This is a genomic window from Acinetobacter rudis (assembly GCF_031157835.1).
GTDB classification, from domain to species: domain Bacteria; phylum Pseudomonadota; class Gammaproteobacteria; order Pseudomonadales; family Moraxellaceae; genus Acinetobacter; species Acinetobacter rudis_A.
On sequence record NZ_JAVIDR010000002.1, the window covers coordinates 59704 to 73988 of the forward strand.

The 14285-nt window shown below is 33.5% G+C and carries 7 protein-coding genes; all 7 read right to left on the reverse strand.

The window, feature by feature from the left end; translation table 11 throughout:
* Positions 1 to 29 precede the first annotated feature (29 nt).
* Positions 30 to 1595, reverse strand: coding sequence for a hypothetical protein (locus tag RFH42_RS02240; protein WP_308973915.1), 1566 nt, complete (start codon positions 1593 to 1595; stop codon positions 30 to 32).
* Positions 1592 to 2308, reverse strand: a complete 717-nt coding sequence (locus RFH42_RS02245; protein ID WP_308973916.1) for a capsular biosynthesis protein — start codon at positions 2306 to 2308, stop codon at positions 1592 to 1594. The genes RFH42_RS02240 and RFH42_RS02245 overlap by 4 nt, the downstream gene beginning before the upstream one ends.
* 10 nt (positions 2309 to 2318) lie before the next feature.
* Entirely contained in the window at positions 2319 to 2684 is a 366-nt protein-coding gene (locus RFH42_RS02250; RefSeq protein WP_308973917.1) for a capsular biosynthesis protein, read from the reverse strand.
* 4 nt (positions 2685 to 2688) lie between these two features.
* Complete coding sequence (locus tag RFH42_RS02255; RefSeq protein ID WP_308973918.1) at positions 2689 to 4413, reverse strand: hypothetical protein; 1725 nt, start codon at positions 4411 to 4413, stop codon at positions 2689 to 2691.
* 9 nt (positions 4414 to 4422) lie between these two features.
* Positions 4423 to 5472, reverse strand: coding sequence for a YheC/YheD family protein (locus tag RFH42_RS02260; RefSeq protein ID WP_308973919.1), 1050 nt, complete (start codon positions 5470 to 5472; stop codon positions 4423 to 4425).
* 60 nt (positions 5473 to 5532) lie between these two features.
* On the reverse strand, positions 5533 to 7194 hold the full coding sequence (locus RFH42_RS02265; protein ID WP_308973920.1) for a poly alpha-glucosyltransferase: 1662 nt from the start codon (positions 7192 to 7194) through the stop codon (positions 5533 to 5535).
* Between the two features lie 193 nt (positions 7195 to 7387).
* Positions 7388 to 13810, reverse strand: coding sequence for a BapA/Bap/LapF family large adhesin (locus tag RFH42_RS02270; RefSeq protein ID WP_308973921.1), 6423 nt, complete (start codon positions 13808 to 13810; stop codon positions 7388 to 7390).
* Positions 13811 to 14285 lie beyond the last annotated feature (475 nt).

A 14285-nucleotide genomic window follows, 5' to 3' on the forward strand; every position in this document is an offset into this window, starting at 1 on the left:
AACACATCATTTAGAAATTAATATGCGTATTAGTACAAAAATTGGTGATAAAGTCTTAACCCATTTAAAAGCATTGCTTTTTGACGATCAGGACGATCACTATGTAGTGGAAGCATTGAAAAAAAGAGCAACACCACTAGAGGCATAACCTCTTTAACAGTTAAACCATCAATCTCAAAATCTGAAATATATTTATCTATAACTTGTTGAACTCTAGAATCGATATCAAAAACGATTTGAATAGAACCATTTGCTGACTCCTCAATGCTATAATAACCAGAGATAATGTAATCATACATACCTACAATAGAGTGAGTTAGCTTGGCAAAATCGTATTTTATATCACCTAAAATAGTCATTTTAGCATTATAGTTCATTCCTCTCGGATCAATAACTTTTATGCGATCTCCACGTGAGTCATATAAAATATTACTAAAGCATAAGTCACCATGCATTACTCCATAAAGTTTTTTTAATTGTAATACTTTATCAATACATTCATTTAGAATTTCTTCTAGAGTAGGTAGATTGGTATTTTTAAAATTAAATTTTTTATGAATATCTATATTATTTTCAGATAAATATTGAAGAAATCTATTTTTAGACTTAACAACATACAAACTTTCTAAATCTAAATCAATTTCTTCGGTTTGAGATAAACTCATATCATCAATTAAGGATGAGTCCATAAATTTACTAAATTTATCTAAAATTTTACTCCATTGAAAAATATCATTTTTACCATGTACATATAATTCATTTAATGGCATATAAGGTAAATATTCTATTTCATAATAATAAGAATCATTTTGCTCCCCATGTTTAACTAATATTGGAATATATTGTCTTAAAACAGATGGTATATTTTCGTACCATAGAGCTTCTGCTCTGATTTTTTCAGAGGGAGAGCCTCTTTTTTGAACGATGCCATTTTCAATATTCAACACATTAAACGCACGTTGTGTTGTAATGTTAGCTCTAGAGTTAAAATATGTATTTGTATGACCTACATCATACCATTTATTAGTTTCAAGAAAATCGAGAGAAATATGTTCCCTATAATATTTAACAGCATCAACAAAATTATCCCTATTAATAGTTAATGCTCTTAACAAATAACTAATCGATGAAAAATTAAAGAAGCCACTCCATACCAATGAGAACCAATCTGTTTGCTGTACAACCTCCCAATTATAATTGTCTGTACTTCTTGAAACAGTTAAGAAATCTTGACCAGTCAAGTTATTGAAATCAGAAAAGTATGTATCTCCATGGAGTAAGTATAAGCTCTCATCTTTAAACGAATTACCAGTAGTATTAATAAAATAAAGCAAAGACTCACATAAATTAAATGCATCAGGAATAAAAGTAATTTGAATTTTTAATGATTCAAATATTTTCCACTCATAGTTAGATACAATATAACTTTCAGGTAAAGTTAGATATATTTCTTCATCAGGAAAATCCTGATTCAATCTACCCACTTGTAGCTCAATTAATTTTTTATTACCTATAGGCAATAAACATGGTGGTATTTTTCCCAATTCAATCTGAAACTCAGGAATAACATATGCACCCGAAGCAATTAAAATCATATTTTACTACCAGAAATTTTTTCTAAAGTCTCTATATACTCTTGAGGTGTGCCACAAAAATCTATATCTGAAATATCAACAAGATTAAATTTAATGTGCTTATTTCTAGAAATATAGTCATTGTATAAAGGCGCTATATAAAGCTCTTCATTAGAATATTCCAATAGTTTATTAGCAACAATTTCTTTAAATAGTTCTGAGGACTTAAAATAGTAAAGTCCATCACTACATAAGTCTGAAATTCTATTTTTCTCAGTTGTTTTCTTTACCGTATAATTGATGCCTTCCTCAACAAATGACCAATGCACTCCCTCCCCTTTAAAAACCTCTAAATATCCATCACACTCAAGATAATTAGTCATTTTTACAAAATTATTAAGTTTAGAGTCTATATTAAATATGAATAGCTCATCTTCAAGTGCGTTTTCTAAACCAAGAAATACTGTATGTGCTTGACCTTTAGTATCATGATTTAGCTTCACAATTTGAAAATTTTTAATACCAAGTTTCTCTGCACGTGTTTTAACAAACACATCTGTATCAAATTTATCTGATACAACAAAGATAAATAAATCAGTTTCAAAATATTGTTTAAAAGAAGATACTGACCACTCAAAAACTGTCTGATGATCAAGAGCAAGCATATATTTGGGTAATGTATAACCTGCATTAAAAAATCGAGAACTTAGCCCTGCCATGGGTATAACTATCATAACAAACCGACTACCTATTAATTAATTTACAAATTTCTTCATATGATAAATTACAAAATTCATCAGGTCTGATAGCTTTATCATCGACATAAAATCCATCAAAACCGCACCATGGTTTAGCAATATAGATTTCATCAAATGGAATATTATGTTTATTTAACCACTCAATAATAATAGGTAAAGTATGAGCGGTAATTTTCCCAACATTACCATCATATGTTCTCATATTACGACTTGTAGAAAAGCAAATTTCAAAACCCGCTAGTTTATATTCCCTAATTTTTTCAACAATATTAACATTAGGAATAGAGTTTTTATAATCTCCTTCCACAGTAGTACAAATCGTATCATCAATATCAAAAATAAGGCGTTTCATAAAATCAAACCTCTAAAGTTATTAAATCATCTGATTTCATATTCGAGGAAATAAAATCTTTTAGTGATTTATAATAATTTTTTTCACCAAGATCATATAAAAATAATTTTACCAATATTTTCTCACTCTCAACCATATCTTTTAATTTATTTTTAATATATATAATTGAATGCATATTAAAATTTAAGTCATCAATATTAATATTATTAAAATCATTACCAAAAGAGTAACTTAAATATTTTTTTAATTTAAATTCACTATAAGAAAACTTTATTGATATTATGTAAAATAAAATAATAATACGTTTCATCAACAAAGAATCAATAGATCTATTCACATAATAGTTTATGTAAAATAAAGTCAATCTTTTTACTTCATCAAAATTAATAGGTTTCAACCTCTCAGATATCCATAAACGCAACAGAACAAATATTGCATAAATATTACCTGTTTTAGCTGGAGACATTAGCATTAATTCTGATTCTTCAATATTATTTAAATTCTGTTTCCAAATCTTAAATAAATCAGATTCAATTTTTATTGAGTTAACCAATGCTAACCAATCTTGACTATTCACATTTAATTGTCTTAAATGATTAAAATCACACTCACCATGATTAACAAACCTTGATGGATTTAACGGTCCATTCTCCAAAGGTTTAAACCACTTAACATCAGTACCATAAAATTTATTTTTATTTAAATTCCAAACCTCCATATAATCACTATAGGACATATTAAATTCAGCTGTCACCCCATCAGAAATTAACTTACGTATATAATACATAAATTTGTCATAACTTAAATCTTTAGTCATTTTTCCATTAATCATATCATCTAAAATTTTTTGATCCCTGATAGATGAGCCAAGCACTGTTGAAATTAAACCATCTCCATAATTGGTAAACAAATTATAGAAACTCATTGGTTTATCTTCTCTCTTTTTTAATTCACCCATATACATGATATTAAAATGTGTATGGAGTATCATTACATATAAAGAATACACCTTATAATCAATCTCTGGAAAAAAAGATAAGTTTTTATTTTTATTAACATATTCTTTCAATATCTTTATTTTATTTGTAAATAAAGATAACTCTTGATACTGTCTTAAAATTGGAAATTCTTTTAAAAATGGATTTTGATACCATTGTGCATTTGCAACAATTGGTTTGTGATAAAATAACTCATTGACTTCAAAATTAATCAATTTTGATAAATCTCTATTTTTACCTAAAATCGTAAAATCTAGCATATGCAGTAATCTTACTGTCTTAGGTCCAAATACAGTAATTTTACTATCAAATATTTTTGGAAATTTACCAAGCTCTTTAACAGGAATATCATATTGATCAAATATATTTAAACGTTCCATTTGATTAATATAATTAATACTTCTGTCAGTTCTAACCCTTAAAATAAAATCCTCTTTGGGAATAACATCCAGTGCTGCATGTAATTGACGGCTTTGTCTCCAGAAATTAACACTTAAAGTTGCTGCAGACTGAAGATCTTCCTTAATAATATTATTCTCTATTACATAAATATTTAAGGATTCTAATATATTCCTTAAATCTTCATATCTATCAATTTCACCTATCCATGTTGAAAAAACAATTTGATTTATTTTTCCTTCATTTCGTAGCATTACGCATTTACTTAACGTTAACTTAAAATCAAGTATATCGCGAATATTCCCACAAATAACAACCCATAGACGCTTCATTTTACAACCTTATCTTAAGTTTAATGGTAAAAAATTATTAATATATGGTTTAACTGCTTTTTCTTTCAACCACTCATAATATTGCACTTGCGCCTTTGCTACAGGAAAGGCCATAAACCCAATACCAGGGCCTGCATTTACCTCAAAAATAACTATATTTCCACTTTGATCAATTCCTAAATCTAAACCTAATGAATCTAATCTCCACAAATATTTTTTTTGAAATTCCAATGGAAATACTTTAAATAATTTCTGTATCTTCTTTTCAATTTCTTTATAACAAGTTGGATAATATTGCTCTAAAAACATTTTCTCTCTTAAAGTTATTAATGCCCCTTGCATACCATTTGTTATATCTATATTTTGATCAATATTTATATATGGAAAAAATTTAATCAATTGCCATTTCCCATTAACACCTCTATTTATCTGCATTCTAAACACGGTGTTAAAGTTATTAACCGTTAGGCTTTTAAAATAAGGACTGATTGCATATCCTCTCGATTTAATATTTTCCTCAAAGAACAAATTAAGTTGTTCTTTTTTTATTTCAATACATTCTTCCAGTTTTTTAATTTTAATTAAATTATCATTTTCTTCTAATGTATAGATACCTTTACCCTGATTACCTGATACTGGTTTTAAAATTATTTTTTTATTACTTTTCAAGGCGACTATTATCTGTTCAACTGAATTACAATTTTCAACATCTATTAGAAATTCTTTAATTTCCTCAATAGCTCTTAATTTAATATCAACTTGTTTCTTTGTTCCCACTCTATTAGATGTAAAAGGAATCATTTCAGCAAGTTTTAAATATGTTTCTTTATCTTCTTTTTTTACTGCTAATCTGTTTTGGATTATATCTGGAAAATCAAAGTATTCCTGAACAATTTGTCCATTTCTGATTGTTTTCCCTGATATTTTCATTTTAATAAAATCAACATCTCTTGCTGTAAAAACAAATGCTTCATGTCCTCTATTTTGTGCAACAGTGAGAAAAACTTCTTCAACATCAGTAATAACAGCATTCGGCTTCAACACAGCAAAAATAGACATTTTGATCTCCTAAATAATCTAGATAAATAAAATTAAATTCTTTCTTTAAGCTTTTTCTACTTAATTTAAAAAATTCACATAAGCCACATAACCAGATAAGTTATGCTCTTGATCATCAATTCGTGTTCTAAAACGATCATGTCTTACATAAAATGAATTTAATATTTTGTTCGGTTTAGCCATGTACATAGCCATTTCAGGATAGAAAAAACCAGTTGATCGTTGAAATTCAACTCTATGTTCAATGAGTAGCTTTAAATCCTCTACCTTTGCTGATGCATATAACTCAGTAAACTCTGTATCCTTTAATCGTTGTAACATTTTATAGGCTGACATCATCATTTCTAGAAATGTTGCATAAGCTGTCTTTCTATCTTTAATAAAACTCATATGTTTTAAGTAGTTATTTATCCCAAATTTAAAATATTTTTCTTCTGGACAAATTATTGTCAATTCATTAGTACAATAGCTTAACCAATGATCATGATATTTATCATAATTTTTATTAATAAAATGCTCAAACATCAATTTAACTGTATCTAGTAAAGGCTGATGTTGATTAATTTGATATAAACGTAATAAGCCTAAGGCTGCTTCACCATCATAATAAACAATACGAAATTTCTCTTTGGTTTCTAAAGATGGATAATCAAGTACATGGGTAGTTTCACCATGCTCATCCACCATAAATTGTATCCCTTCTGCTAACTTTTCTGCATAAGTAATATATTGGTCATCTTTGGTAATTTCTTGATATTTAGCAAACATAAAAATTGCTGTTGCATTAGAACCTAATTTAATTTCTAAATTATCTGCACTTCCATCAATCATAAAACCTTTACCATCTATTTCTCGATAAAAGTGCTCAATAGCATATTGAATAGATTTATTAATTTGTATCAAATATTCAACTTTATAATCAACTTCAAGTGTCTCAAGTAGAGCATATATTGCAGTACAGTGCCTAACCGTATTATAACTTTTTATTTCACGATTATATGCTGGGAAATATCCATATATAAACTCCCCATCTTCTTGGATTTCATTATGTAAAAATTCAGCATTTTTTTTAATTAACTCTATTATATGCTCTTTTTTACCTTCATTTAAAAGTCGTATACCATTTTCACAACCTTGACTATTTAGATCAATTAGCTTTCCATTCTCATAAAAAACTGAATATGTATCAAATAACCATACGTATTTTATTTTTTCCAAAAATATTTTTTTAACAAATCCTGGATATTTTTTATTTATTGCATCATTTAAATTTTGTTCATCAAAGAAGTTTGGTTCATTATATACAACACCTTTAATAATAGATTTTCCATATATTTCTTGTTCCAAAAAACTTATTTCAAAATTTTCCTTTAAACTAATACCCTTTCGCATATGATTATTGTGCTTTTGATTATTCAACTCATGAACAACATCTTGAAATATTTTTTTCTCAACATTATATGCAATATCAATTTTTACCAATTCTAATAATTTATTATCTTTCTTATATATTTTGTCAATAAAATTCAATAAACGCTTAATAACTTTTGACAATTGTAAATCACAATTCTCCCAGACTTGGCAACGTTTCTGTATATTCCCATAAGATAAGAAAACAACATAATTACTTTGTTGTATATTCTCATCCTCGACTTTTCCCTCAATCCAGGATACTAATTTTTCTTTAAAATTTAATAACTCACTATATGTACTAATTGCCATATTACACACTAAAAATATTGTAGTCTAAACATTTTAATAATAACATAATTCAATATTTATTTCACATATTAATTAATTTTTAAATATAAAACAATATTTACTTTTATTTATTCTAATTCAAAATTTAAAATAAGTTTTTCAATAAAAAAGGACCCGAAGGTCCTTTTTTATACTAAAAAATTATAGATTATAATTAATGCCAAACAATATTATTATTGTTCAACAATTCATCCAAGGTCTTATCAGAATTAATATTAATTAAATCAACATAATTTGACTTACCTTCTGGCTGACCAGAATAATCTGCTTGACCATTACGATCGATTTTCAATACACCATTTTCATAAGTCACATAGTCTTTGATATTGTCCGCTGTTTGATTTCCATCAAGCAACTTAGAAATATCAATCTTGTCACCATCGTTGGCATTGAAGTCAGTCCAAGTATCAACACCATTACCACCATTACCACCAGCGTTGGCAATCGTACTATCCAATACGTCATAAATAACGGTATCAGCACCAGCACCGAGGGTAAATGTATCGTTAGCAGATGAACTTTCAACATGGTCTGCATATTCTGAAGCTACAACATTCTTACCAACATTGATTTCAAGAACTGCAACTTCTTTCACGCCCAACTTAGAAATAGTCTCATAAGTGAAGTGCTCTACGCCAAACGCTTTACCATTTGGTTTATAGCTATAAGAACCATCTTTATTGATTGTTAAAGTACCATATTGTCCTTCAATCTCAATTGATGCTGCACCTTTCTTCGGATCGTTTACGAAGACTTCTTTAGCACCAACTCTCAATGAATCAATTTTGGTTATACCATCATCATTTGCCAAGATATTACCAGTCACAACTTGTGCAGCTGAACTGACATACTCATCCAGATGAACAATGTTAGCAACAAAATCAATTTGTTCAATGACACCGTCTTGTGAAGTAACATTCAGTGTATATGAACCAGCAGGTAAAGTTTGACCAGATAAATCAAGTCCAGCATCTTTACCTTTGACTGAAGTAAATGTCCACTGTTGACCTGTTGTTGTATTTTTCAATACATAGGTCATGGTCATGTCTTTTTTACCTAAGCCAAGGAAACCATCGCCTAAGTCTGAAGTACCAGTCACCTTCAAGTTAAAGCCTTTTCCAATTTCTTTTTCTTTAATTTCAAAAGATTTTGAATAAGCCTTACCGTAATTACCTAAACCATCTTTTTCATGGAATTCCACTGTTGAGACAACATTATGTTGTTCAACAATAGTTACCGCAGAATCATCCTGTGCAGCATGAGTACCCACTTTAATATTTAAAGTTTCCACTACTGACTTACCATTGGCATCCTGAGTAACTAAACGGAAAGTATCCACTGCACCATAAGGTGGTTTCCAACCAGCACCGGCATTTGCTGGCTTAACAACTGTATAAGTATAAGTACCATCGATGTTGATCGTTAAAGTACCGTATTTGCCTTCTACAGTTGTAGCCTTACCTGGTTCAACGTCTTTACCATTTACTTTCAATAAAGCAGTAGAGTCTTCAGCTGTTGCATCACCAGTAACGGAACCTTGGTACTTCGTTGGTATGTTGTAGTCATAAACTTTGTCATGATCAACATATAAACCTGAACCTTCTGCTACACCCAATAGACCCTTACTGTTGAGCATGGCACGGTATTCACCTTCACCAAACTGCATAGTTAACTGGTCTGATTTACCACCGAGTAAAATAATCTTGAACCAATCCTTTTCATAATGGACTTGTACAAAATTACCTGTAGCTGGATCAAGCTTAAAGATCACGAGGTCAAATACTTTACCAAGTGAAATACCACCCGCGCTACCGTGGAATGTTAATTCTCGAACTTGGTTTTCACCTACTGAGAATTCCATTGCACCAGCACCTGTTAAGGCATCAGCACTCAAAATTGGACCTAATAAACCAAGATCAAGAAGCTTAAATCCAGTCGCAGACTTAATAGTTGATTTATCCGTATCTAGGGTAACTTGTGGTTCTAGCTCAAGTACTACGGTATTGTGAATTTCAATACGATCTTCACTTGGAGTGATATTAAGTTCAATCTCAAGTTTCGCTTCTGCACTATTACCTGCTGGCGAAGTTACCACATAGTTGAAGACATCCTTCGCACCAAATGGACCACGGAAATCAGGATCAACTGTGTAAGTATATGAACCATCTGCTTTCACAGTCAGCTTGCCATAGAGACCCTGAATAACCACCTCTCCATGACCAGCAAGCTGCTGACCATTAATTGAAGTGATAGTTGTTCCTTCAGGTAAATCATCTTTACCAAACTTCGGATCTTCATCAGTCAACATGTTGCCTGAAGTTGAACCTTTTACTGAAGTTGCTTCGTTATAGTCATGGTTAATCGCATTAGTCACTTTCAAGGTATAACCAGTTAATGCTTGTATGCCTTGACCAGAAGCCATGACAAACATCCACTTACCTTGACCTAGGTTAAACTCTGTCTCTTTAGACTTACCACCAAGCAATACACTCACTACCCAGTTTGGTTTAACCGCATGCTGTTCCCACTGTCCTGTACTTTCATTGAGCTTGTACACATACAAGTCCATGGTACCGACCACTTGAACACCAAAAGCAGAACCTTGCAAAGTAACGTCTTTAACTTGATTAGCGCCAACATCGATTACAACAGAGCTATCACCAAGGTTAGCAAGAACATCAGCACCCAACACAGGGCCTAAACCAACGTTCACCACTGTTAAACCAGTTTTTGAACTTCCTTTAAGTGCTGTATCTGTAGTTGATAACGGAGTTGCATCCAAGATCAAGTCAATTACATTGTCCGCAGGAGCCAAAATTTCAGCTAATCCAGCAATGAGTTTATATGGATCAGATTCATTTCCAGCAGCATCTGTCGCAGTGATATTTACAATCTTGCCGCGTTCGATTGCAGGGTCGAAGCTATAAGATGCTTTACCTTGATCATCCGCTTTAAACTCAATTTGATTACCATTCTTATCTAGCAATGGTTTACCTTCTGAGTCATACAATTTCACTGTTGCGTGAGGCTCAGTTTCAACAGTCAATACAATATTGTCTGTATCAATTTGAACATCAATGATCTCTGGAGCAACTAAATCAGGTGCATTGATTGGTGCTTCTGCTGATTCATTACCAGCCTGATCCACAGCAACAACATCAACTTCTTCACCATTAATCAATGCAGGTTTCACAGGAACCGTAAAGTTACCATGCTCATCAGCAGTTGCTGTGCCCACTACAGCACCATTATTCGGTAAACGAACAATAACTGTTGAACCAGGTTCAGCTTTACCTGTAATTGATGCGCCATCATCTGCAAAGACTAAATCACTTGGTGCATCAGGTGGTGTAGTATCTTTCGCATTAACAGTTGCAGGTGCTGAAGTATTTCCAGCGGCATCAGTTAATGTTACATCCAGTGGTTCACCATTCGTAAACGGTTTATCTAGATGCGCAATTAAATTGCCAGCAGCATCTACAACACCAGTACCAACAACTGTTCCAGACTTATCTTTTACAGTTACTGTTGTATTTGGCTCACCTTTACCTGTTAGTTTCAATCCATCTTGATGTACATCAAGATCTGTTGGTGCATCAGGTGCAGTTGTGTCTTGTGCATTAACAGATGCATTTGGAGACTCATTTTCAGCCTTGTCTTTCAGGCTCACATTGAGTTTCTCTCCATTTACAAATGGCTTGATAAGATCAACAACAAAGTTACCATCAATACCCACGGTACCAGTGCCAACAATAGCACCTGTAACATCTTTAATAGTTACAGTCGTATTTGGTTCACCTTTACCAGTCAGAATTAATCCATCACGAGTGACTTCAAGATCTGTTGGTGCATCAGGTGCCGTTGTATCAGGCGCAGTCACTGTTACTTCTGGTGATTTATTGCCAGCTTTGTCTTCAAGTTGAACTGTTACATCTTCACCATTGGTTAATGGTTTATCTAGATCAACAACAAAGTTACCGTCTTTATCAACAGTACCTGTACCAATCACATTACCGTCTTTATCAGTAACATTTACCGTAGTACCAGGTTCACCTTTACCAGTGACTTGAGAACCATCCTCTGTAACAGCTACGTCAGTTGGTGCTTCAGGTGCAGTTGTATCAGGTGCAGTCACTGTTACTTCTGGTGATTTATTGCCAGCTTTGTCTTCAAGTTGAACTGTTACATCTTCACCATTGGTTAATGGCTTATCTAGATCAACAACAAAGTTACCGTCTTTGTCAACAGTACCTGTACCAATCACATTACCGTCTTTATCAGTAACGTTTACTGTAGTACCAGGTTCACCTTTACCAGTTACTTGAGAACCATCTTCTGTAACAGCTACGTCAGTTGGTGCTTCAGGTGCAGTTGTATCAGGTGCAGTCACTGTTACTTCTGGTGATTTATTGCCAGCTTTGTCTTCAAGTTGAACTGTTACATCTTCACCATTGGTTAATGGTTTATCTAGATCAACAACAAAGTTACCGTCTTTATCAACAGTACCTGTACCAATCACATTACCGTCTTTATCAGTAACGTTTACTGTAGTACCAGGTTCACCTTTACCAGTTACTTGAGAACCATCTTCTGTAACAGCTACGTCAGTTGGTGCTTCAGGTGCAGTAATGTCTGGTGCAACAGCCTCAACCGCAGTTGACTCGTTTTTACCTTCGACTTGTGCAGTAACATCAACTGTCTCACCATTTGCTTGAGCAGGTGTTAATGACACTTCAAATTTACCATCAGTTCCAGCAGTAGCTGTACCTAATACAGTTCCATCTTTCGCTTTTACAGTAATGGTTGCACCAGCTTCAGCTGTACCAGTTAATTTTGAACCATCCTCATTGAATTGAAGATCTTTAGGTTCATCCGTATCCGAATCGCTGTCGCTATCAGAGTCAGAGTCGCTGTCCGAATCAGAGTCGCTGTCCGAATCGCTGTCGCTGTCCGAATCACTGTCGCTGTCAGAGTCAGAGTCGCTGTCCGAATCGCTGTCGCTATCAGAGTCGCTGTCAGAGTCCGAATCGCTGTCTGAGTCAGAGTCGCTGTCTGAATCGCTGTCGCTGTCTGAATCAGAGTCGCTGTCCGAATCACTGTCGCTATCAGAGTCAGAGTCGCTGTCCGAATCGCTGTCGCTATCAGAGTCAGAGTCGCTATCCGAATCACTGTCGCTGTCTGAGTCAGAGTCGCTGTCCGAATCGCTGTCGCTATCAGAGTCAGAGTCGCTGTCAGAGTCAGAGTCGCTGTCCGAATCACTGTCGCTGTCCGAATCAGAGTCGCTATCAGAGTCTGAATCGCTGTCCGAATCGCTGTCGCTATCAGAGTCAGAGTCGCTGTCCGAATCGCTGTCGCTGTCTGAGTCAGAATCGCTGTCGCTATCAGAATCAGAGTCGCTGTCCGAGTCAGAGTCGCTGTCCGAATCGCTGTCGCTGTCTGAATCAGAGTCGCTATCAGAGTCAGAGTCGCTGTCTGAATCAGAGTCGCTGTCCGAATCAGAGTCGCTATCAGAGTCAGAGTCGCTGTCTGAATCAGAGTCGCTATCAGAGTCAGAGTCGCTGTCTGAATCAGAGTCGCTATCAGAGTCAGAATCGCTGTCCGAATCGCTGTCGCTATCAGAGTCAGAGTCGCTGTCAGAGTCAGAGTCGCTGTCAGAGTCAGAGTCGCTGTCCGAATCACTGTCGCTGTCCGAATCAGAGTCGCTATCGCTGTCAGAGTCAGAATCGCTGTCAGAGTCAGAATCGCTGTCAGAGTCAGAATCGCTGTCAGAGTCAGAATCGCTGTCCGAATCACTGTCGCTGTCTGAATCGCTGTCGCTATCAGAGTCAGAGTCGCTGTCCGAATCACTGTCGCTGTCTGAATCGCTATCGCTGTCTGAGTCAGAGTCGCTATCTGAATCGCTGTCGCTATCAGAGTCAGAGTCGCTGTCTGAATCGCTGTCGCTGTCTGAGTCAGAGTCGCTGTCCGAATCACTGTCGCTGTCTGAGTCAGAATCGCTATCGCTGTCAGAGTCCGAATCGCTGTCTGAATCGCTGTCGCTATCAGAGTCAGAGTCGCTGTCTGAATCGCTGTCGCTATCAGAGTCAGAGTCGCTGTCCGAGTCAGAGTCGCTGTCCGAATCAGAGTCGCTATCAGAGTCTCTGCTTGAGTCACCTGAGCTACTATCAGCCCAAGCTAAAATACCACCAGCAGTGATAGGAATTGCTGCCCAAACAAGTGGGTTATAATTATCACCATAAAGTAATGGTTCAATACTTTCTAAAGGTTGATAATGTACTGTATCGAGTAATAAACCTTCATCATTAGTAAAACGGATCCAAAGCAGCTGCTCAGAATCATCGCCAATCACTAAACTATTATCGGTTACCGTTGTTTCACTGAAGAAGTTTTCAATAATAATTGTTTCACCATTTTTAAGGTGAATAACTACACTTGTCCCTTCCCTTTTTACTTCTAAAACATCCTTTGGTGAAACTTTTACAAGAACAACTGAAGGTTCTTTTAATTTCACAGATGCCCCAGAAAGAGCAACTAAAGTTTCGTGACTACCTTTAGCTACAACTTTAATATCTGCCATAAAAATCCTAGCACTATAATTTAAACCACAGTTTTAGCCATGACTTAAAACATAGAGACTCAATAAACATGTATTTTAAAACTATCATTAAAACATATATGTCTAGAGAAAATAACTTACGACCGTTACTACATGAAAATTGGATTTTTTATAAATTAAAATTTAAAAATCATTAATTAAAACAACAAATATTAAATATAACCCATTGATATATATGGTTTAATATTAATTTATATTAAAAAAACTTAACTATCAAAAAAAGATATCCATTGTATTGAAAATAATAATTTTTTATTTTTAATAGCTATAATTACTCTTAAATTAAATTTTAATTTTTTCTTAATTAATATATTTAATATCGATCATTATTTTATTTTAAAAAATGAATGGGCATTTAATAAATGATTATCTTTCTTTTTAGCATAAAATTTAATTAAGATATTAACTAAAAACCATACCAAATTACTCAAATTTG

Coding starts and splice junctions, on each gene's coding strand:
- RFH42_RS02240 (WP_308973915.1), bottom strand. CDS start 1,595: ATGATTTTAATTGCTTCGGGTGCATATGTTATTCCTGAGTTTCAGATT.
- RFH42_RS02245 (WP_308973916.1), bottom strand. CDS start 2,308: ATGATAGTTATACCCATGGCAGGGCTAAGTTCTCGATTTTTTAATGCA.
- RFH42_RS02250 (WP_308973917.1), bottom strand. CDS start 2,684: ATGAAACGCCTTATTTTTGATATTGATGATACGATTTGTACTACTGTG.
- RFH42_RS02255 (WP_308973918.1), bottom strand. CDS start 4,413: ATGAAGCGTCTATGGGTTGTTATTTGTGGGAATATTCGCGATATACTT.
- RFH42_RS02260 (WP_308973919.1), bottom strand. CDS start 5,472: ATGTCTATTTTTGCTGTGTTGAAGCCGAATGCTGTTATTACTGATGTT.
- RFH42_RS02265 (WP_308973920.1), bottom strand. CDS start 7,194: ATGGCAATTAGTACATATAGTGAGTTATTAAATTTTAAAGAAAAATTA.
- RFH42_RS02270 (WP_308973921.1), bottom strand. CDS start 13,810: ATGGCAGATATTAAAGTTGTAGCTAAAGGTAGTCACGAAACTTTAGTT.